The following is a 22,031-nucleotide window of genomic DNA, read 5'->3' on the forward strand; positions in this document are numbered from 1 at the left end:
TTTTAATGTTTAGCTTTATCAACCACCTAAATCAATGTTGATAAGGGCGTTTTTTAAACACTCTTACAGTTTTCTATCGAATAATAATAAGAATATCGTTAAATAATGCTGACTTAACACCCTTTAAGCAATTTATTAATGACGATACCGACATCTACACAATAGACACAAAAAAGCCCAGCAAAACTGGGCTTTTAAACTTAACGATTTAAAAAATTAAATATCTTTTCTATCGTTATCGACTTTCTCATCTTCTTCTGCAGTGGGCTTTTCACGCTTACTGAAAAGGCGCTCAACCACCACAAAGAATAGCGGCACAAAGAAAATACCTAAGAATGTCGATGATATCATACCGCCTAATACCGCAGTACCAATGGCATTTTGACTACCAGAACCCACTCCAGAACTAATGGCTAATGGCAGTACACCTAGACCAAATGCTAATGAAGTCATCAGAATTGGACGTAAACGCACTCGCACCGCATGCAAGGTGGCCTCGATTAATCCCGACCCTTTTTCGTAGTATTCCTTAGCAAACTCGACAATTAAGATGGCGTTTTTAGTCGCTAGGCCCACCGTAGTTAACAAGCCGACTTGGAAAAACACGTCATTAGGTAAACCGCGAGCACTCATTGCCAATAGCGCACCGATAACCCCAACGGGAACCACTAAAATAACTGACAATGGTACCGACCAACTTTCATACAGCGCCGCGAGTACCAAGAACACGATTAACACCGACAAAGCATATAAGCTCGGTGCTTGGTTACCCGATAGACGTTCTTCGTACGATAAGCCATTCCACTCTAAGCCATAACCAGGCGGTAGTTTCTTGGCCATCTCTTCTAACGCATCCATTGCAGCACCGGTACTATAGCCTGGTACTGTTGAGCCCTGAATATTGATTGCAGGTACACCGTTAAAGCGTTGTAATTGCGGCGAACCGAACTCCCAAGTACCTGATGCAAATGCCGAAAACGGCACCATTTCGCCAAGGTTGTTACGCACATACCAAGAGTCTAAGTCGCCAGGCTGCATACGGTATTTAGCCTCACCTTGAACATAAACTTTTTTCACTCGGCCACGGTCAATAAAGTCATTTACATATGACCCACCCCATGCCGTTCCTAAGACACTGTTGACGCTGTTGATATCAATGTCTAAAGCACGCAATTTAGCGTGATCGACATTAATTTTGTATATCGGCGCATCTTCTTGACCATTTGGACGCACCCCAACAAGGTTAGCGTTTTGTGAGGCCATGCCTAATAATTGATTACGCGCCTCAATTAACTTGCTATGCCCTTGACCGTTTAAGTCTTTCAGATAGACGTCAAAACCATTTGCAGTACCCAGTTCAATGACTGATGGTGGCACAAAGGCAAATACTAACGCCTCTTTGATTTGCGAAAAGCGGCCCATGGCTCGACCCGCCAACGATTTCACATCTTCACCCGGCGCCTCACGTGTAGACCAATCTTTTAAGCCCACAAACGCAAGACCCATATTTTGCCCAGAACCGGCAAAACTAAAGCCTGCAACGGTAAAGACTGAATTTACAATGTCTTTTTCTTCAGTAAGGTAATAATCAGAGACCTCTTTTAAGACCTTAACCGTGCTTTCTTGAGTTGAATTGGTTGGCAAAATTGCTTGAGTGAACAAGATGCCTTGGTCTTCATCAGGTAAGAATGCGGTTGGCATGCGTAAGAAAATCCAACCCACAGCGATAACCAAACCAACGTAAATCAACATGACTCGAAAAGAACGTTTAAGAATACTGCCCACACTCGATTCATAACGCGATGTCATTGCATCAAACTTGCTATTAAACCAACCGAAGAAACCCGTATCGGCATAGGTATGGCCTTTTTTAACAGGCTTTAGCATGGTGGCGCATAATGCCGGTGTCAGCACAATAGCCACAAATACCGATAGGGCCATCGCCGATACAATAGTGATCGAGAACTGACGATAAATAACCCCAGTGGAACCAGACATAAAGGCCATTGGGACAAACACCGCCGACAAGGTCAAACCGATCCCGACTAAGGCACTGGTGATTTGGTCCATTGACTTGCGGGTGGCTTCCAGCGGGCTTAAGCCCTCTTCAGACATGATCCGCTCAACGTTCTCAACCACCACAATCGCGTCATCCACCAGCAAACCAATGGCCAATACCATGGCAAACATGGTTAAGGTATTGATGGTAAAACCTGATGCAGATAACACAGCAAACGTTCCTAACAGCACCACCGGAACAGCAATAGTTGGAATAAGTGTGGCTCTAAAATTTTGCAAGAACAGATACATAATCAAGAACACCAACACAATGGCTTCTATTAGTGTCTCTACAACCCCTTCAATGGATTGCTCTATGAATGGCGTGGTGTCATAGGGATAAACAACTTCAAGCCCTTGAGGGAAAAACTCTTTCATCTCATTGACTTTAGCCTTAATACCTTCCGCCGTATCTAACGCATTCGCACCCGTGGCTAACTTAAACGCTAAACCTGAGGCAGGCTTACCATTATAGTATGAGTCAACCGCGTAGCTTTCTGCGCCTAATTCGACTCTGGCGACATCGCCTAAATAAACATTGGCACCTGATGAGTCAGATTTAACAATAATTTGCTTAAATTGCTCTGGGGTTTGTAATCGACTCTGCGCTGATACGGTCGCGTTAAGTTCTTGGCCTGCAACCGAGGGAGCACCACCTAATTGACCTGCTGATATTTGTGCGTTTTGCTCACGTACCGCTGCAATAACATCAATACTTGTTAATTTGTATTGGGTTAACTTAAGCGGGTCTAACCAAATACGCATAGCATATTGCGCACCAAAAAGGGTGATCTCACCAACCCCAGGTACACGACTCATTGGATCTTGAACATTGGCAGCAACATAATCAGAAATATCGCTTTTGCCCATTGAACCATCAGCAGACACAAAACCGAGTACCATTAAAAAGCCCGAACTGGACTTGTTAACTTGTACACCTTGTTGCTGAACTTCAGTAGGTAACAAGGGGGTAGCCGCTTGCAGCTTATTCTGAACTTGCACTTGAGCAATATCAGGATCGGCCTCAGCGTTGAATGTTAACGTAATCTTGGTATTACCAAAACTGTCACTGGTTGAAGAGATATAGCGTAAGTGATCAAGTCCCGTCATGCGCTGCTCAATCACCTGAGTAACCGTGTCTTCCATGGTTTTAGCCGAAGCTCCAGGATAGAAAGCACTGATCACCACAGTTGGTGGTGCAATGCTCGGATACTGTGCAATGGGCAAGCCTCTAATGGCTAGTACACCCGCGAGCATAATCAATAATGCAATCACCCATGCAAAGATAGGGCGATCAATAAAAAAGCGAGCCATAATTATTCCCTATTTCTGTGGTTGGTCAGCCGTTAAAACCTGTGGTGAAACCGGTACACCAGGGCGGATTTTTTGTAATCCTTCAACAATTAATTTATCACCAGCAGATAAGCCATCAACAATACGCCATTGATGGTCAATCACTTCGGCTGTTTTTACTACACGCATTTCGACATTGTTGTCTTGATTGACAATCATTGCGACGGCTTCACCTTTGGAATTACGCGTAATCGCACGTTGCGGCACTAAAATCGCTTGTGGATCTTGGCCAGCATTTAATAGCGCACGAACAAACATTCCAGGTAACAATATGCCGTCAGGGTTAGGGAACTCTGCACGTAAGGTTACCGAACCGGTAGTTTCATTAACATTGACTTCAGAAAATTGAAGTATGCCCTCTTGTTCGTAGGTCCTGCCGTCTTCAAGCACCAAGGTCACTTCGGCATTGTTACTTTTCAGTAACTCACCAGAACGTAAGTTCGCTTTTAAACGCAGTAGTTGTGCGCTCGACTGAACGATATCGACATTAATCGGGTCAAGCTGTTGAATAGTCGCTAGCGTGGCACTTTGATTGGCGGTAACTAACGCGCCAGCGGTCACAGCTGATTTACCAATACGACCTGAAATAGGTGCTTTCACTTCAGTATATTCAAGGTTAATTGTCGCTGTATTAATGGCGGCTTTAGCAACCGTTACGGAAGCTTGCGCTTCTTTATACGCCGCTTCTGCTTCATCAAAGTCTTGCTTACTAATGGCATTGGTTTTCACTAACTCGGCATAACGCGCCGCTTTCGCTTTTGCTGAGACTAACCCTGCATTTGCACTCGCAAGAGCGGCTTCTGCACTGACAAGAGCTGCACTATAAGTAGCTGAATCAATTTGATACAGTGATTGACCTTGCTCAACTTCGGTCCCTTCTGTAAAAGCTCGTTTGGTTATAATACCAGAGACTTGTGGACGCACTTCGGCTTCTAAAAATGCTCGACTGCGCCCGGGTAGCTCAACTTGAATCGATTGCGAAATCGCTTCAACGGTCATCACGCCAACAGGTGTAGGGGGCCGCGGTTGTTGTGATTGGGCATTTTCATCCCCTTGACCACAAGCGGTAATCCATAATGCTGCAGAAATAACTGCGGCGACTTTCAATGCTTTGTGCATGAGTGCTCCTACTCCAATATATTTTCAATATGTCACCCTCAATGTTGAGCAGCCCATTTGAAAGTAGCTAATATTAAACTGTTAAATTTTCTGTGTACTTTATCGCATAGGTGTAAAAACCAAACAACTCAGCTCATGCGAATAAATTGTAAATAAATAATAAGCTTACGTTTTTCATAGCTAAATGTTGATTTATTGTAAACGCAGGGCGAATAATCAAACAAACTAGAGCTATTGATTCATGAAATACACTATTAGATAACATCTTGGTAAAATTAATTTGTCGTTTAACAATGCTTATCGATATGCACTGTTAATAGATTAACTTAGTTGTTATTCATGACAAGCTTATTTACTTCATCCGCCTTTTGTGGCTCAAGCATAATAGTACGCCACCACAACTCGTCAGCGTGTGGATTTGCCAACATCACCGCCTGCCCAAACTTAGGGGTCAGCAAAGTAACGTCATTGTGTTTAGCCAATTGACTAATGCGTTCAAAAGGTTCAAACCAATCATGCAGGGCTAAATCAAAGGTGCCATTGTGTACTGGCATCATCGCCTTTGCGCGAACATCAAGATGTGCTTGTAAGCTTTGTTCTGGCAACATATGGATTTCACTCCACAATTCATTATAGGCGCCGGTTTCAATCATGCTGAGGTCAAACGGTCCATAACGCTCACCAATTTGTTTGAATCCATTAAAATAGCCACTGTCACCGCTGAAAAATACTTTGTACTGTAGCCCTTGGATCACCCAACTCGCCCATAGGGTTTGATTGCGATCAAGTAGGCCACGGCCAGAAAAATGCTGTGCCGGGGTGGCGGTAATGGTCAGCCCATTTAATTCAACCGACTGCCACCATTCCAGTTCGGTCACTTGAATAGGATCGATTCCCCAAGCCGTTAAGTACTCACCCACGTTAAGTGGGGTAACAAAATGCTGCACTTTAGTCGCCAATTGTTCAATCGCGGCCTTATCAAGATGATCATAATGATCGTGGCTAATAATAACGGTTTTAATCGCCGGTAAATCGGCAATACTAATGGGTGATTGATGGAAACGCTTTGGTCCAGCCCATTGCACTGGAGATGCTCGCTCGCTAAACACCGGGTCAATCAGCAAGTATTCGCCATCGATACGCATTAATAACGTTGAATGGCCTAAACGATATACGGCATCTTCTGTCGATTGCGCCAATATCTCTGGGGTTAATTCGGCTAATGGAATCGCATCTTGGGGAATGGGCGCTTGGCGCTTTGTCGACCAATACGCTTTGGCGATAGGCCATAAACTGCTAAAACCGGCTTGGTAGACTTTTTCGGTATTGCTGAAAATTTGCGTTTTATGTCCACGAGATGTAGACCAACATTTACTGAGCCAAATAATAGCAATCAATACACCAAGCACTAATAAAAGACTGATTAATATTTTCATCTATCGCTTCCAAAAGTAAACTACACGGTGTAGTTTAATAATGAATTGCTAAAAAGTAAACTGCTCAGTGTAAAATATTACAATAAGATGGCTTAGATGAAACCAATGAAACCAGAAAAGCAAACATGCAGCCAAATAAAACGCGCCGCGATTATTGAAGCCGCCAGAACAACCTTTAAAGAATTAGGGGTTGCAGCAACCAGCATGGATAAATTAGCCGAAGTGGCTAGTGTGTCGAAGCGAACAGTGTATAACCACTTTGCCACCAAAGAAGCCTTAGTGATGACCTTGATGACTGACTTATGGCAACAAGCGTTATCGCAGCCATCTGTTGTGTATAACTCACATCAACCTTTGGCTGAACAACTGCAGCAGCTGGTGCGTTTTGATATGGACTACATTCAATCAGAAGAGCACATTGAAGTGTCGCGAATGGTGATTGGCCATCTCTTTTATACCACTGAGATGCAGCAAGAATTGCAAAAAATCATCAAAGAAGAAACGGCTATTTTACGTTGGATAAAAGCGGCAACGCTGGATGGACGCTTAACGGTGACCAATGTTGAACAAGCCCAAACAGAAGTACAAAGCTTGATTAAAGGCCAATGTTTTTGGCCATTAATATTTAGAGTTGAATCGCCATTAAACGATCAGCAAAAAGATGACATTGCGACTGAAATCGCTAAAATGTTTTTATGTCGCTATCAAGTATAACGACATAAAATACCCCATTAAACTCGATTATCGCCCACGCCTAACGAAATAACCCGACTGATATGCGCTAAGCTCAATCCTGACTCTTGTTGCCATTGATTAAACGCCGCTTGAGTTTGGCGCAACGCGGTTTGCGATGTGAAACCTGCATCAACCACGTTATGGCCAGTTAAATACGCCTGTACATCTTGGGTGAGTAAAAAAGTATCTTTGCCCATGGTACGCAGAAAATAAGGCCCAGTATTGCCACCTAAACGGGTGCCGCGCTTTTTGAGTATTCGCCATAAACCAGTAATATCATCAGTTGGCCACTGGGCGATAAATGCTGCAAAACTTCCGTATTCAGCACTGATGGCTTGTACCATATAAGCGTTATCAACAATGGCTTGAGTTTTCTTTTGGTGCCTAATCAATGCAGGATCGCTAGCGCGTTGTTGAATTTGATCAGGTGATAGCATTAGCACCTTCATCGGTTCAAAGTCAAAAAAGGCTTTTTCGTAAGCGGGCCATTTATTGACCACCACTCGCCACACAAAGCCACTTTGAAACACTTGTTTGCTGAGAGCAGACAATAGAGTGGCATCTGAATAATCGCCAATATCATCGGCCGTTAAGGTGTGTGGTAATAATGACTTTACCGCTTCTGGGCCGCCTTTTCGTTCGCAAGCACGCGCCCACATATCGTTGAACTTTTCTAATGTCGCCACACTTCATCCTCACTACCATATTCATTACACGCCAAAATGCATTACACGCCAATATTCATTCACGTCAACACTTGCCACTGATACGTGACTACCTATAATCCAGTTTACTTTGAAGTGTATTTCAATTCTCGGCGATTAAATATTACGTTGTTTTTTAAGCTGTAAAAACTGTTTCCATTTAATCACTTCTGCTGGCATTTCAGGCGCACCATTGGTGTAGCCTGCTGCGGTAATTAAGGTTTCAATGGGGACTTGCTTGCCTCGACACATAAACACTCCACGTACATGGGCAATGCAATGCAGGCCACGGTCGGTGAGTATGCGATGCTCAATATAAAAGTACTTTTCGTCCCAACCGACAATTTTAGTTTCGATGGTAAACTTTTCAAACGGTTTGATATCGCGGATATAAGTAAACTCTGCGGCATTGACGATGGGAAACCATTTATTTTTTATAAACGGCTTCATCAAACCTATTTCGGCAATCAAATAGGTTCGTGCTAAATCAAAAAAAGCAGGATAGCGAGAGTTAGTTAAATGCAAATTGATGTCGCAATCTAACGGCAAAACACGATAATTAATCCGGCTAGAATCTATAAAACCTATTTTTTTACAATGACCTATTCGCCATAAAAACAACCAAATAAAACGAAAATACAGGTTCATGAACAGTTTACTCCTAATGTAAGCGCAACAGGCTAACAAAGGTCATACCAGTGAGCAAGCTTGTCCACCTGATTAGACTAATAATACTCCCATGCAGCACTTAACATGATTGAGCAATAGTATTGTTCTTTTCTCATAAAACAGTTATTAGCAACGCTTTATTACATTAATGCGACCGATCCCCCTTTTCATCTTAATCTGAACTGATTACCATAGCGACGCGTACTTTGGTGAGCAACACTTTGAGCTCCCATCCCATAACGCACACTTATTGTTTTTAATTCTCAGGGCGGGGTGCGATTCCCCACCGGCGGTATACTTGAAAAAGTGAGCCCGCGAGCGCTCGATTCGTCGAGGTCAGCAGATCTGGTTACTTAGGCCATTACTCTTAAATTAGTCATGCCTAACAGTCCAGAGCCGACGGTTATAGTCCGGATGAGAGAGAATAAAGATACATCATAAGCCTCGGCTTTTAGGTGCAATTTGTTTTGGATTTATATCCCTCTTTATAAGCCCTGATTCTGGTCATTTTAGGAGTACAACCATGAATCAGTTATCACTACTTGCCGAATTTGGCGAACCAATCATGCGTGTCGAAAACGCATTAGCTGCACTAAGAGAAGGTCGAGGCGTATTGCTTCTAGACGATGAAGACCGCGAAAATGAAGGCGACGTTATTTATTCAGTCGAACATTTAACCACACCGCAAATGGCGTTAATGATCCGCGAATGCAGCGGCATTGTGTGTTTATGTTTAACTGACGCTCACGCTAACAAGCTTGAATTGCCACCGATGGTTATTAATAACAACAGCGCCAATCAAACCGCATTTACCATCTCCATTGAAGCAAAGCTTGGTGTCACCACGGGTGTATCGGCTCAAGACCGCGTGACCACCATTAAAACTGCGGCAAACCGCAATGCCAAAGCATCTGACTTAGCCCATCCTGGACATGTGTTCCCATTACGCGCTCGCGCTGGCGGAGTAATGTCACGCCGCGGCCATACCGAAGGTACAGTCGACTTAATGCAAATGGCCGGATTAATGCCTGCCGGGGTGTTATGTGAACTGACCAACGAAGATGGCACCATGGCTAAAGCACCTGAAATTGTCGCTTTTGGCCGTAAGCACAATATGCCAGTACTGACCATTGAAGACATGGTGATGTACCGCAACCAGTACGATTTAAAGCTGGCGTAATTGGCAACGAATAAGTCATCGGTACTGCGTCACTAAGAGTGATGCTCATCAAGTGACAAACGACGAGAGGCGCATAAGCGCCTCTTTCTAATTATTCTGCTAGTGCTATAAACTGAACGTTAAGCTAATTGCCAAATAAAATCACAGCGAACGAACAAATGCCTGATAACGCTTCATGGTTTCAGGAGCATCTAACATTTCAACATGGCCTGCATCTGGCACAATAATCAGTTCCTTTTGGGCAGATTGACTGGCAGCATACAATTTTTCAGCAAGCTCTGGCGGCACTTCTTCATCATCCTCTCCTGCAATGACTAATAATGGCCCTTGATAATATTGCGCAACCACTTGCTTATTATCTGTTTTACGAAAATCTTCTGACATTTCCAAAGTCATAAACGGTGCCATATACCAAGGTGTTTTTTCATCAACCCAGTCGTCGGCATTAGTTGCTGAACCGTGTAAAACCAGCGCATCTATTTTATTATTTTTTGCTAAATCAGCGGCAATAAAACTGCCTAGTGAGTAACCGTGCAATATCACTTTTTCAGGCTGATATTGCTGATGTAAATAATCCAGTTGTTGCTGTGCATCTGCAATAATATTGTTAATGCTTGGTTGGCCTTCACTTGCCCCTAATCCACGGCGATCCATCACTAAAATGTCGGTATTGAGCGTCAATAATGTGCTAAGTACCGACAGGCCATGTGGTTCGATTTTCATGCCGTTGCCTTGATAAAAGACCAAGGTTGTAAGGCTATTGGGGTTATCGATATAAAAACCATTTAACTTAACGTGATCACTTGCCTCTAAGCTGAGTTGGGTAATCAAATGATTAGGCATCGCCTGCTGTAATTGTTGAGTAAACTCAGCGGTAAAGGCTGCGGGGACTTCATCGCTGGCAATAAAGGTGCTTTCACTTAAGCGCATAGTACATGCTGAAGTCATCAGTATTGTGGTGCCTATCATTGCACCTGTAGTGATTTTTTTTAACAAACCTTGCATGTCATCTTCCTTAATTTATTCATCGTCCTTGTGGACTAAAATGTCACCTGGCGAACATTGTAAATGCCGACAAATAGCGTCTAGAGTCGAAAATCGAATGGCTTTTGCGCGGCCACTTCTAAGCACTGACAAATTTTGAGGGGTTATACCTATCAATTCTGCCAATTCAGTGGACTTCATTTTTCGCCTTGCCAGCATCACATCCAGCTCAATAATTATGGCCATTAAATTGTCAACTCCACCTCTTCTTGAAGCTCAGTTGCATGCTTCATTACCCATGCCACACAGTAAAAAATCATTCCGAAAAGTGCATACTTTAACTCTTGGCTGCCAAGGCTAAAATAAACAGGTACCGCACTTGATGTACCGCTAAAGTGCAATGTAAATGCGATGATCATCGGGTAAAAAAGGCTGAGTAAAATCCAGACTAAAAATACCAAGGCAATACGGCTCAAGCAGCGGAAGTTACTTGGGGTAAACACATGACCTTGCTGATACAGCCCAAAAAGTTGGTAGAGAAAATAGTAAATAAACAGGTAAGGTAGAATTTCAACACTGCCCAGAATGATCCCCGGATGAAATCCCGCATCATAAAGGCTTTGAGCGAGTGCTTGCCAAGGTGTACCAAAGTCGACAGCTAGATAACTACTAAACCAACCCCACCAGTCAATCGTTAACACATATTCGCCCGCTTGGAATTTTCCGAACACCATAGTGCCGCTATAACTAGTGACTTGTAATAAAGCTAAAAATACAATTAGCAATTTAATCCATTTACTTAACGAGACAATTCTATCCATGATTATTCTAAGCTGGTTAATGTTAAAGCAAAGTTAACACACAAACCCTTTACCAGCAATAAATTATCGATAAACGATACTTTTTGACTATTAATATCTATTGGGCACAGCCAAATCATTTGTTTGAATCACCATTAAAGGCTATCGTATTAAATGACGAAAGTGCCTATATGGTTGATTAAAAATGAGTGACATAATTTCGTTGATAATATTCAAAAGTCTCTATCAGATAGCCTTGTTTCACATCAGCAGCACATAAGAGTAAAGTCAGTAAATCTCTATAATAAAAGCTTTTTAACAGATAGATAATTAGTGACGCAAGGGGCAATTATGAACATGAAAGCGTTCTCGACGTTAGTCGGATTATCAGCTTATACACTGCGTTATTATGAGAAAGTCGGTTTACTCAACAATATTCAGCGCAATAGCAGTGGCCATCGAGCCTATACAAGCAAAGACTTGGAATGGGTTAATTTTGTCAAACGCCTCAAAGATACCGGTATGCCTTTAGCCGAAATCCAACAATACGCCCTATTACGAGAGTTAGGTTCAAGTACAGTGTTAGACCGCCAACAACTACTTGAGCGTCACAAAGACCAGTTGCAAGCTCACATTGAACGACAGAAAAATCATTTACTGGCGCTAGAAAGCAAAATTAGTTTGTATAAAGCCAATAAAGTCAGTTGACTTAGAGTTAACTCTAACTTGTAAGGTGTGACTTCTACTTATCGATAGGAGTACATCAATGCCAAACTCAAGATTCACTTTAGGCTTGGAGCAGTTGTCAAAAATTGACGGCGAAGCGGGTCACAATGTAATCGAAAGCCTGCAAGATATTTGTCCTGACTTAGCCCGCTTTACTATTGAATATCCATTTGGCGATATCTATAGCCGACAAGCATTAGATGTAAAGTCACGAGAAATAGCCACCGTTGCCGCTCTAACCGCCTTGGGTAATTGTAGGCCTCAGCTCAAGGTTCATTTGAATGCGGCTTTGAATGTTGGATGCAGCGAAGATGAAGTAAAAGAAGTACTGTTACAAATGTCAGTTTATGCAGGCTTCCCGGCGGCGTTAAATGGTATGTTTGCGTTTAAAGAAGTCCTTCAAGAGCGACAGGCATAACAAATGACAAATAAGGCTTAATAGGCAACGAATATCGCTCTACATTATTTGAGTATATAAGTCTTAAAAATAAGTAAAAAAAAGCATAAACCGAGGTTTATGCTTTTAACGTTTTAACGATGTTTATTCGCAGGTTTACACCGCAATACCGCTGTGGCGCAATAACGCATCGGTATTGGGTTCACGGCCCATAAAGCGTTTAAACAACTCCATAGGCTCTTCGCTGCCGCCCATTTCAAGAATATTGTTTAAGAAGCTCTTACCCGTTTCGGAGTTGAAAATACCTTCGACTTCAAAACGCGAGAACGCATCGGCCGATAACACTTCTGCCCATTTATAGCTGTAATAACCTGCGGCATAACCACCGGCAAAAATATGCGCAAAACCATGTTGAAAACGATTAAAGCTTGGCGGGGTTAATACCGCAATTTGGCTACGTACTTCATCTAAAATACCTTGAATGTCGACGCCTTTAGCTGGGTCAAATTCATGGTGCATTCTAAAATCGAACAATGAAAGCTCAAGCTGACGCACCATCATCATGCCTGAATGGAAGTTTTTGGCGGCTAACATTTTATCAAGTAGCACTTTAGGTAATGGCTCGCCTGTTTCATAGTGGCCAGATATTTCCGCTAACGCTTCTTCTTGCCAGCACCAGTTTTCCATAAATTGACTTGGTAGCTCTACTGCATCCCAAGGTACGCCATTAATACCCGACACGCCGCCCACATCGACTTTGGTTAGCATGTGGTGAATGCCATGGCCAAACTCATGGAACAAGGTGGTGACTTCGTCATGGGTAAAGAGTGCTGGTTTGCCATCAACAGGGCCGTTAAAGTTACAGGTTAAATACGCCACTGGCTTTTGCAGACCAGTGCTGGTCACACGGCGACCACGACAATCGTCCATCCATGCACCGCCACGCTTACCGCTGCGAGCATATAAATCTAAATAAAAGCTACCACGATGTGTTTTTTGATCGTCAAAAATATCAAAGAAACGCACATCTTTATGCCAAGTATCTACGCCTTTTTGTTCACTGATGGATAAGCCAAATAAGCGGTTTACCGTGTAAAATAAGCCTGACAAGACTTTGTCTTCAGGAAAGTACGGACGCAATATCTCTTGCGACACTTCATATTTGTACTGCTGCAGTTTTTCAGCGTAAAAGCTTAAGTCCCATGACGCCATTTCGGTCACCTGGTAATGCTCTTTAGCAAAGGCACGCAGTTCGGCTAATTCAGTTGCCGCTTGGTCTTTAGAACGCTCACCTAACTCGTTTAAAAAGCCTAATACTTGCGCTGGGTTTTCTGCCATTTTGGTGGCTAACGATTTATCTGCGTAGCTGGCAAAACCGAGTAAATTAGCTAACTCGTGACGCAGTGCCACAATTTCATTCATGTTATTGGTGTTATCAAACTCACCGGCATTTGGGCCTTGATCAGACGCGCGAGTGACAAATGCACGATAACACTCTTCGCGTAACTCACGGTTTTCGCTGTAGGTCATTACAGGCAAGTAAGACGGAAAATCGAGGGTAAATAACCAGCCCTTCTGCTCTTTGGCGTCGGCCATTGCTTTGGCGGCGGCGATGGCTGACTCAGGTAAACCCGCTAAGTCCGCTTCGTCGGTGATAAGCTTAGTCCACGCTTCTGTTGCGTCAAGCAGCTGGTTAGAAAAGTTGCTTGTGAGTTCCGATAAGCGTTTAACAATTTCGCCATAGCGTGCTTTTTGGCTGTCATCTAAGCCAATACCTGATAATTCAAAGTCAAGTAAGCTTTGTTCGATCAGCATTTTTTGCGCTTGAGTTAACTGGGCAAAATCTGCCGATTCATGGATCGATTTATACGCCTCGTATAAGCCCTGATGCTGACCCACATAAGTGCCATAATCAGACAAAAGCGGTAAACAAGCATCGTGAGCATCGCGTAATTCATCACTACTGATCACCGAGTTCATGTGTGACACCGGCGACCAAACTTTACTTAACTCATCATCGACTTCTTCAAGAGGCTCAATCAGATTATCCCAAGTGTATTGGCTATTTTTTGCTAATAGTACTTCAATGGTCTCACGACATTTGGCAATGCCTTGCTCAACCGCAGGCTGAATGTGTTCAGGTTTGATTTTTGAAAATTCTGGTAATTCTGCGCTACTTAGCAATGGATTGCTCATAAAGATTCCTCGAGATATTTCGCGTGAGTATTTAGCTCGTAAGTATCCCAATTATATTGGGCTTATTTATTCATTTTTCAAGTTTGATGCTGATTAAATCAAGCCTAATCATATTTTTCACAGCAAAAATCTCCCAATCAGCGACCACAAACCATCCAAAACCTGCTTAAATTTGCTTATCCCTAGGCCACCTCGACATGCAGGATCCAACATGTCGAGAAGTGACAGAGTTCAAGGTCGTTATACTATTTTCTGTTTTATAACCCACAAACATGTTGCTTCTCGCCTTGTCCTTCGGGAACGCGCATGTTGAAGTGGCTTGGTAATAGGCATCGAAACACACAGCGCCACTCTCCTAGCTAATTTGCGTTAGCCGTAAAGTGATTCTGCTCCCAAATTAACGAGACACGGCGCTTACAAAACAAATATTGACAGCTAGATCCCAAACGAGACTGATTATCATTTCATTTTTACTTGAATGGGCTACCATTCGCTTTATCGACAAACCTTGCCATTAATTAACATGAACGCAATAAACATGACCTTTACTTTTTGCCTTTTAAACCGCAACCATATTGGGCGCGTCGTTTTACTGCCAATGGCTGCCATGATGTGCTTACTGACATCCACGTCAGCATTCGCAATAGTTCAATATCAACCGACTGTCGGGCTTGATGTTGCTTGGGACAATCACTACATCACTGAAGGTCGTAACAATTTGGACCAAGGCGGTATTGCATGGGCAGTTGTCAATGTTGAACAAAATGACCTTGCCGTTTATGCCATAGTAGGCCGAGCAGACCAAGTCGATTATGTGGAATGGAACCTAGGGCTAGAATATACCTTGCATCTAGCCAATGATATTGATGCAACAGTCGGCTACCAGCACTTAGCATTTTATGGCGATGAGCCTTGTTCTGATAATGAGTTTTTCGGTGCGTTAACCATTAATGGCCTAACCTGGTTTGTGCCAGCCATCAACTATACCTATGCAACCGAAGCCGGCGGTTATTTTGTTGAACTGAGCATACATAGCCCATGGGAAATTAATCAATACCTCACTTTGACACCGTACATAGTGCAAGGATTTGATTTTCAATACAGCAGCGAGCAACACAAGGGTGCTAACCATTTCCAATTTGGCCTAGAAGCCGAACATCAACTCAATGATTCAATGGCACTGTCGGCACACATTAGCCACAGCATTGCCCAAGAAGACATTAAGCAACAAGCCCGGGTCGACGAGATTCAAGGCAGCTTAAATCAAACCTATGCTGGGGTACATTTCAACTTACGTTTTTAGAATATATGAACTGGCATTTTAGCATTCCAAGACTAGACTAAGGAGGCAACTGGAAATCTCTTTTACTCAAGCAAGGAAGCTTATGTTAACTCGACTTACTTATATCCTATGTAGCTTATTAGCTGTTTTGATGATGCTATTAACTAGGCCATTACTTGCCAGCGAGCTCAGCAAACTGATTATCAAAGAGCCCGATAAACGCCCCCCATTAACCAATGACAATGCCAACTTGCTCCCGTCGCAGTACGCGACCGATCATCAAGGTAATGTGATTATTATCCCCACAGAACAACGCTCAGCATTAGAATATCGAGCCGACGATATTTACCTTAAACCGAGTCAGAAAAAACCAACTAACACGCAAACCAACACGCGCTCATCAATAACGGCCAGTTCTGGGGTAAACAGTACAACAATCGCTAATGATCCAAGTTGTCGCTGGCTCAATAACCGCATAAAACACCTACAGAAAAAACAACGTCAGACCCAAAACAGTCAATTTAGTCATTATCAAGATGAAATTGATATTAGGGAAAGCGAATGGACCTGCCTTAAGTGTGCAACCAGCGGCCCTAATAACGTTGACCGTGGTGAATGCCAATATAAACGCTAACAATGCATTAGTTTAACGACTAGATTGCAAACACAATCCCCCCTACAATGGATGCATTAACCGTAGTGGAGATCATCATGGCTCAACATTTTGACTATATCGCGCTTGGCGCAGGCAGTGGCGGTATCGCCTCAGCAAACCGTGCCGGAATGCGTGGCGCAAAAGTACTCATTATTGAAGCAAAACAAGTTGGCGGCACCTGCGTGAATGTGGGTTGTGTTCCCAAAAAAGTCATGTGGTATGGCGCTCATGTCGCAGAAGCGCTGAACCTATACGCCAAAGACTATGGCTTTGATGTCACTATCAATAAATTCGACTGGAGCACTTTAGTTGATAATCGTGAAGCGTACATTAGCCGTATTCATGACGCTTATGGCCGTGGGTTTGCGAGCAATAAAGTGACCTTCTTAAATGGCTATGGCCGCTTTATCAATAACAACACCATTGAAGTCGATGGCGAGCACTACACCGCCGACCATATTGTGGTTGCCACTGGCGGAGCACCCACCATTCCTGATATTCCGGGCGCCGAATACGGTATAGACTCCGACGGTTTCTTCGCCTTACGCGAGCAACCTAAACGGGTTGCCGTTATTGGCGCAGGTTATATTGCCGTTGAAGTTGCTGGTGTATTGCATGCGCTAGGCAGCGAAACGCATTTATTAGTGCGTAAGCATGCCCCATTGCGTAATTTCGATCCGATATTAACTGACGCGTTAGTTGAAGCAATGGCAACTGATGGCCCAACGCTGCACACTCACAGCGTACCCAAATCGGTCACCAAAAATACCGATGATAGCCTGACCTTAGCGTTAGAAAATGGTCAAAGCTTAACGGTTGATTGCCTCATTTGGGCTATTGGCCGTTCACCGTCAACAGGCCATATCGGCTTAGAAAATACCGATGTACAGTTAGATGCAAAAGGCTACGTGATTACTGATGAGCAACAAAATACCACCGCCAAAGGCATTTATTGTGTTGGCGACATTATGGCGGGCGGCGTTGAATTAACTCCCGTTGCGATTAAAGCGGGTCGTTTATTGTCAGAGCGTTTATTTGGTAACATGCCAGACGCTAAAATGGATTACAGTTTAATTCCAACCGTGGTATTTAGTCATCCTCCAATCGGTACTATGGGCTTAACGGAACCAGAAGCTGCCGAAAAATATGGCCAAGACAAGATTAAGGTGTACGCCTCAACGTTCACCTCTATGTACTCTGCAGTAACCGCGCATCGCCAAGCCTGTAAAATGAAGCTAGTTTGTGCCGGTGATAATGAAGTGGTTGTGGGTATTCACGGGATCGGCTTTGGTATGGATGAAATACTCCAAGGTTTTGGCGTAGCGATGAAAATGGGCGCCACTAAAGCAGATTTTGATGCCGTGGTTGCGATACATCCAACGGGTGCTGAAGAGTTTGTTACACTGAAATGATGGACTAGAAAAGTCACTACCACATGTTTAAAAATCTAGAAATTCGAGGTTCTGGCGTTTAAAACTTAATGAGGTAAGCACTTAATACTGAATATAAAAACTGTGAGTAGCTTGATAAGCCTTCACGGTTTTTTTATGCCTGCTTATCCGCGAGCCATTGCAAGAACACCTTAATTGATGGCATGCGCTTATGTGAATGGCCCATAAGTTGAGTCATGGCATAGCTATATTGATAATACATTTCAGCATCATTGGGATGTTTTTGTGCATCGTCACTGTTGATCATCGCGCCGCGTAAATAGTCACAAAGCAACTCGCCACGATTGAATCCGTCCACCTCACCAATTTCTGCCAGGGTTTGTGCATTCCATTGTGCATACTGATTAAGCACTCTATCGAAACGCTCGCGGTAATAGTCGCTGGCTTGTATTAATATTGACTCATTAGGGATAACTCTGGCAATTACGAATGATTGCTCTGATAAAATGTGGTACAAACGTTGGCAATGATGAAAAATAAACCGTAAATAGGGGTCACTATATTGCAGCTTGTCTTGTTCGGCTTGGGTTAACCAATGACGATAATCTGCACTGGCTACGGCCACAATCAAATCGGCCTCAGAGGTAAAATGATTATAAATAGTGCCTTTGGAGATCTGGCTAGCTTGGACTAAATGCGAGCGACACAAATCAAAGGTTTTACGCCCTTTCAGGCAACGTTGTGACACTTCAATCAGATAGTTGCCGCGTTCTTCCCAGCTACTCATTTTAGACTCCACCATACTTGGGTTAAATAAACCGTCATCATCTCACACTTACAGTATAGCAAGCTTTATGGATACCCCAGATTGAGTAATACTGATACCACTATGAACTTATCCAATAGCCCATGTTAAAAATAGAATTGCTTGAAACTTTTATCGCTATTGCTGAATGTGGCAACTTGTCAAAAGCAGCAGATAAAATTTGCCGAACCCAATCAACACTGAGCTTACAAGTTAAGAAACTTGAAGAGAGTGTCGGCCAATCTTTGCTGATAAGGGACAACAAAGGTGTCACCTTGACTGAGTCAGGTGAAACCCTACTTAACTACGCCTATAAAATGATGCTACTTAACTCACAAGCACTTGATGAGTTAAAAGATTGTCAAAATCGCGAAGTGATCCGTCTTGGTGTACCCACAGATTTTATAAAGTGTTATTTAAGCAGTTGCTTATTAGAGTTTATTCGCGAGTTTACCAATATAGAATTAGTTATCGATACCGATGTGAGTGGCAATTTATATAAACGACTTCATCAAGGTGAGTTTGACGTGATCGTTGCCACTCACTGGCAACTGCCCATAAACGGCGAACTGCTATTTACACGTCGCTTTCATTGGGCTGCTGCAGCTAACGGTAACGCCCATAAAAGCAAAACAATTCCAGTTGGCTTATACCCAGAAAACTGCCCAATTCGAGCACAGGTATTTGCTAATCATCAATTGTCTATGCGTCCTATTAAGGTGTTATTGTCGACGCCATCACCGCAAGCATTATGCATGGCAGTTGAGAATGACATAGTGATTGCGCCAGTAGCCGAATTTAGAATTAACGATCAAATGCAAATTTTAGATCCTGTTGTGCATGGCTTACCACCATTACCGGTGTTTAACGAGTCGCTTTACCTCAATCCAGAGACCCAAACAGATGCGACGCTGCAACTCATTAATTTAATAAAAGCCAATGTTGAACACAAAGGCTATCAACTCGACTAGCCCCCATCATCTCGCCAAAAATCGTTGTCGTTAACCCCATCTCTTAAGTCGAGTTGGGGTTATCTAGCGATTAAAAATAGTAACCAAAGTTGATATTGATGCGGTGATCCCAGCTGTCACCCATTTCAGGTAAGCCAATATGACCATTATCTTGGGTTGAGGCGTACATGTTTTTACCCATAATAAAATCGACCATGGTATAAATTGGGCCTGAAGCCAGCGCAACACCAGTGACATTTTGGTAACTGTTATCATAGTCATCATTGTCAACATCTGGAGTCACTACACCAAAGTCATTATAAAGCTTAACACTGCCCCAGCTGGTGGCGATCGTTTTAGCTATGTTTATGCTATACGCTTGCGCTTTAGAAGCAATTTCGTACTGCCAATCATAAGCTGATACGGCAATCTTGTTACTGTCTAACGCATCTGCAGCATCATACTCATACTGCATAGCCTGCAACTGCAGCGCCCAACCATTGTAGCTACTGTCAAGATGCAAGGCGACGGCATATCTGTCACCATTATTGCCAGTATTACTATTATAAATTTGTCCAACCTCGACCGAAGCACCGACCACGGTTTTACCGCCTTCATACTCCATCGCGTAGGTTTGACGTAAGTTTAATTGATTGGTTTCTTCGTTATAATATTCAGTGCCACTTACCTGCCCTGAATATAAATCGGTTGAATAACGTTCGTTGCGACTGGCACCGTATTCAGCATTTTTATAAAATGCAAACTCAGTCCCCCAACCGTCATTCGAATAAACTGTTTTAATACCTGTATCATAATCATCTTCAAAGCCTAAATAATACGGTACGCCGAACCAGAAACTATTTGAAATAAACCCAGGGTTACCAAATGGCACTTGATTTATACCAACTTGAACTTGCACTTCTGGTGAGTAATCATAAAAAACATAACCATACCGTAATGCTTCCCAACCATCATAAAATCGATATTCAGATGATAAACCCCAATCATCTAATTTACCGTTAAATTTAACTGATGCCATTTCAAAGGTCAAATCACCTGCTTTATCTTTAGACGTTTCGCTATATTCTTTATATGAATAATTAGCTCTTAATGTACCTGTTACATTAATTCCATCGTCAACATCTTGTGCAGTAGAATAAAAAGACACCATGCACAGTGACACTAATGAAGATAATAAAGACAACTTAAATAATTTCATTTTATGTTATTTCCCAATTTTTATATTTTTTAAGATGGTGATTACCATTTTAATTTGGTTAAGTCACACTGAATAACTTCATCACTATGAGCTGGTGTGCCTGGATTTTTAGCTGACTCACAAAGCAGTGTTGTGCCATAGTCATTACGTTTGTCATTAGCATTACTTCTTGCCCAAACAGACACAATGGCACGCTCTTCTGGTTTAGCTTCACAGCTGCCATCAACTTCAAAGGCATGGATAGTATTTTGATGAAAGTACATAAGAGGATCGTGTTCTGCACTACTCGATAACCACTGACTTTGGGCATTAAATTGACCCGCATCAAATTGTACGGTTCTAACGTTACTGTCTTCACGCACTGTGGTGACAAGCTTAGAGTCTTCACGCACTGCAAAGGTCGTAAATTCATTCGCACAAGCAGGAACTCGCATGTTGTAATAAATTTCAGATATTGCATGGTTATGGTATGGATATAGGGTATCGACCGACTGAACTGTCATACCAACTTCGGCACCCACTTTTTGTTTATTGATCTCATCTATGCGTAACAATCCCCAATGACCAAAGATTTCGGCATAGGCATAGCCACCACGGATATTATTGAAATTTTTATCATTGCGTTTGCTTTCTTGTGCATACATAGGGAACCAACCGGCGGCAGCCCATAAGTTAGGCAATGCATTGGCACTGATATCGGTAGGAAAAGCTGAAGGCATTTTGACTTCGTCGCCCATCACCATTTTGGCAAAGTTTTTGGTAAACTCTTTACCAATTTTACGGACATCTTTGTTGGTCACTTTGTTATCAAAAAAGCTGTTAAATGATTCGCGTTTAAGCCATTTCGCAACCGGAGAGTTTTGCTCTAATTCGCCACCAGGACTGTATATCCAATTGACATCTTCGCGGGCGCCAAAACACTTTTTCGCTTTATTTGGATTATTGATAACTTGATAAATATTTTTAACCATTAACTTCATGTCTCTTCGATCCATGATGCACATGTTCTTACCGCCTTCGGTAGAATCATACATCGCTTCATCGGAGTTTAAGCATGGACCATTTTCACTATTGGTTAATGCTACCGCATAAGACTCTAAATATTGCAGTGTTTCATTCCATAATATATCGACATACTTTTGATCATCTTCATTATACTGTGACTCTTCACCTAAACAGGTAAACTCAGCATTATTGATATCGTTTTGGTCTAAAAAACTAGGTAACTCACTTGCCATAGCAGAACTAGACAACAGCATCATCACTAACAACGTATTATATTTCATAACATCCCTCTTTCATTATTATTAAACGCGGGAAGATATTACGCTTGGAATTAATTCCAAAAACTTACACTCAAGAGGTTTGTAAT

General features: G+C 42.6%; 20 protein-coding genes and 1 riboswitch. Of the genes, 8 read left to right on the forward strand and 12 right to left on the reverse strand.

Features of this window, described 5'->3' with window-relative positions; all coding sequences use genetic code 11:
- Positions 1 to 216: 216 nt before the first annotated feature.
- From CXF80_RS13235 to CXF80_RS13245, 3 genes are all read right to left on the reverse strand, one after another.
- Complete coding sequence (locus CXF80_RS13235) at positions 217 to 3,372, reverse strand: efflux RND transporter permease subunit (protein ID WP_101033299.1); 3,156 nt, start codon at positions 3,370 to 3,372, stop codon at positions 217 to 219.
- 9 nt (positions 3,373 to 3,381) lie between these two features.
- Positions 3,382 to 4,530, reverse strand: coding sequence for an efflux RND transporter periplasmic adaptor subunit (locus tag CXF80_RS13240; RefSeq protein ID WP_101033300.1), 1,149 nt, complete (start codon positions 4,528 to 4,530; stop codon positions 3,382 to 3,384).
- Between the two features lie 326 nt (positions 4,531 to 4,856).
- A complete protein-coding gene (locus CXF80_RS13245) occupies positions 4,857 to 5,966 on the reverse strand; it encodes an MBL fold metallo-hydrolase (RefSeq protein WP_101033301.1) in 1,110 nt (369 codons plus the stop codon).
- A 96-nt stretch (positions 5,967 to 6,062) separates the two neighbouring features.
- Between CXF80_RS13245 and CXF80_RS13250 the strand changes: the two genes are divergently transcribed.
- Positions 6,063 to 6,680 (forward strand): TetR/AcrR family transcriptional regulator, encoded by a 618-nt coding sequence (locus tag CXF80_RS13250; RefSeq protein WP_101033302.1) that lies wholly within the window; start codon positions 6,063 to 6,065, stop codon positions 6,678 to 6,680.
- Between the two features lie 17 nt (positions 6,681 to 6,697).
- Here the strand turns inward: CXF80_RS13250 and CXF80_RS13255 are convergent, their stop codons facing one another.
- Complete coding sequence (locus tag CXF80_RS13255; RefSeq protein WP_101033303.1) at positions 6,698 to 7,387, reverse strand: DNA-3-methyladenine glycosylase I; 690 nt, start codon at positions 7,385 to 7,387, stop codon at positions 6,698 to 6,700.
- Between the two features lie 135 nt (positions 7,388 to 7,522).
- Positions 7,523 to 8,053 (reverse strand): thioesterase family protein, encoded by a 531-nt coding sequence (locus CXF80_RS13260; protein ID WP_101033304.1) that lies wholly within the window; start codon positions 8,051 to 8,053, stop codon positions 7,523 to 7,525.
- Between the two features lie 276 nt (positions 8,054 to 8,329).
- A riboswitch (FMN riboswitch) is annotated at positions 8,330 to 8,504 on the forward strand.
- Between the two features lie 93 nt (positions 8,505 to 8,597).
- On the opposite strand from CXF80_RS13260, the gene ribB reads away from it, so the two are divergent.
- Positions 8,598 to 9,254: a 3,4-dihydroxy-2-butanone-4-phosphate synthase gene (ribB, locus tag CXF80_RS13265; protein ID WP_101033305.1), complete on the forward strand. Its 657-nt coding sequence runs from the start codon at positions 8,598 to 8,600 to the stop codon at positions 9,252 to 9,254.
- Positions 9,255 to 9,395: 141 nt separating this feature from the next.
- Here the strand turns inward: ribB and CXF80_RS13270 are convergent, their stop codons facing one another.
- The 3 genes from CXF80_RS13270 to CXF80_RS13280 are packed head-to-tail and all read right to left on the reverse strand — an operon-like array spanning position 9,396 to position 11,059.
- Positions 9,396 to 10,259: an alpha/beta hydrolase gene (locus CXF80_RS13270; RefSeq protein WP_101033306.1), complete on the reverse strand. Its 864-nt coding sequence runs from the start codon at positions 10,257 to 10,259 to the stop codon at positions 9,396 to 9,398.
- Between the two features lie 15 nt (positions 10,260 to 10,274).
- Positions 10,275 to 10,484 (reverse strand): helix-turn-helix domain-containing protein, encoded by a 210-nt coding sequence (locus CXF80_RS13275; RefSeq protein WP_101033307.1) that lies wholly within the window; start codon positions 10,482 to 10,484, stop codon positions 10,275 to 10,277.
- On the reverse strand, positions 10,484 to 11,059 hold the full coding sequence (locus CXF80_RS13280; protein ID WP_232772104.1) for a DUF2975 domain-containing protein: 576 nt from the start codon (positions 11,057 to 11,059) through the stop codon (positions 10,484 to 10,486). Before CXF80_RS13280 ends, CXF80_RS13275 begins: the two co-directional genes overlap by 1 nt.
- 330 nt (positions 11,060 to 11,389) lie before the next feature.
- Here CXF80_RS13280 and CXF80_RS13285 point away from each other — a divergent pair, with 330 nt between their 5' ends.
- Together CXF80_RS13285 and CXF80_RS13290 are read left to right on the forward strand one after the other, a co-directional pair.
- Positions 11,390 to 11,746 carry a MerR family transcriptional regulator gene (locus CXF80_RS13285; protein ID WP_101033309.1) on the forward strand — a complete coding sequence of 119 codons (357 nt, stop codon included), beginning with the start codon at positions 11,390 to 11,392 and terminating at the stop codon, positions 11,744 to 11,746.
- A gap of 58 nt (positions 11,747 to 11,804) precedes the next feature.
- On the forward strand, positions 11,805 to 12,182 hold the full coding sequence (locus tag CXF80_RS13290; RefSeq protein ID WP_101033310.1) for a carboxymuconolactone decarboxylase family protein: 378 nt from the start codon (positions 11,805 to 11,807) through the stop codon (positions 12,180 to 12,182).
- Positions 12,183 to 12,317: 135 nt separating this feature from the next.
- Here the strand turns inward: CXF80_RS13290 and prlC are convergent, their stop codons facing one another.
- Complete coding sequence (prlC, locus tag CXF80_RS13295; RefSeq protein ID WP_101033311.1) at positions 12,318 to 14,357, reverse strand: oligopeptidase A; 2,040 nt, start codon at positions 14,355 to 14,357, stop codon at positions 12,318 to 12,320.
- A gap of 538 nt (positions 14,358 to 14,895) precedes the next feature.
- Here prlC and CXF80_RS13300 point away from each other — a divergent pair.
- The 3 genes from CXF80_RS13300 to gorA all read left to right on the forward strand — a co-directional run bounded on the left by CXF80_RS13300 (position 14,896) and on the right by gorA (position 17,706).
- Positions 14,896 to 15,660 (forward strand): hypothetical protein, encoded by a 765-nt coding sequence (locus CXF80_RS13300; RefSeq protein WP_232772105.1) that lies wholly within the window; start codon positions 14,896 to 14,898, stop codon positions 15,658 to 15,660.
- 82 nt (positions 15,661 to 15,742) lie between these two features.
- Complete coding sequence (locus CXF80_RS13305; protein ID WP_101033312.1) at positions 15,743 to 16,273, forward strand: hypothetical protein; 531 nt, start codon at positions 15,743 to 15,745, stop codon at positions 16,271 to 16,273.
- 77 nt (positions 16,274 to 16,350) lie between these two features.
- Complete coding sequence (gene gorA / locus CXF80_RS13310; protein WP_101033313.1) at positions 16,351 to 17,706, forward strand: glutathione-disulfide reductase; 1,356 nt, start codon at positions 16,351 to 16,353, stop codon at positions 17,704 to 17,706.
- Between the two features lie 133 nt (positions 17,707 to 17,839).
- Here gorA and CXF80_RS13315 read toward each other — a convergent pair whose 3' ends face one another.
- Entirely contained in the window at positions 17,840 to 18,472 is a 633-nt protein-coding gene (locus CXF80_RS13315) for a TetR/AcrR family transcriptional regulator (RefSeq protein WP_101033314.1), read from the reverse strand.
- A gap of 122 nt (positions 18,473 to 18,594) precedes the next feature.
- Here CXF80_RS13315 and CXF80_RS13320 point away from each other — a divergent pair, with 122 nt between their 5' ends.
- The gene (locus tag CXF80_RS13320; protein WP_101033315.1) at positions 18,595 to 19,461 is read left to right on the forward strand and encodes a LysR family transcriptional regulator; all 867 of its coding nucleotides are present in this window, start codon (positions 18,595 to 18,597) and stop codon (positions 19,459 to 19,461) included.
- 70 nt (positions 19,462 to 19,531) lie between these two features.
- Here the strand turns inward: CXF80_RS13320 and CXF80_RS13325 are convergent, their stop codons facing one another.
- Together CXF80_RS13325 and CXF80_RS13330 are read right to left on the reverse strand one after the other, a co-directional pair.
- Entirely contained in the window at positions 19,532 to 20,659 is a 1,128-nt protein-coding gene (locus CXF80_RS13325) for a hypothetical protein (RefSeq protein WP_101033316.1), read from the reverse strand.
- Between the two features lie 41 nt (positions 20,660 to 20,700).
- The gene (locus CXF80_RS13330; RefSeq protein WP_101033317.1) at positions 20,701 to 21,945 is read right to left on the reverse strand and encodes a hypothetical protein; all 1,245 of its coding nucleotides are present in this window, start codon (positions 21,943 to 21,945) and stop codon (positions 20,701 to 20,703) included.
- Positions 21,946 to 22,031: the final 86 nt, after the last annotated feature.

It is taken from the genome of Shewanella sp. Actino-trap-3, assembly GCF_002836275.1.
Classification (GTDB): domain Bacteria; phylum Pseudomonadota; class Gammaproteobacteria; order Enterobacterales; family Shewanellaceae; genus Shewanella; species Shewanella psychromarinicola.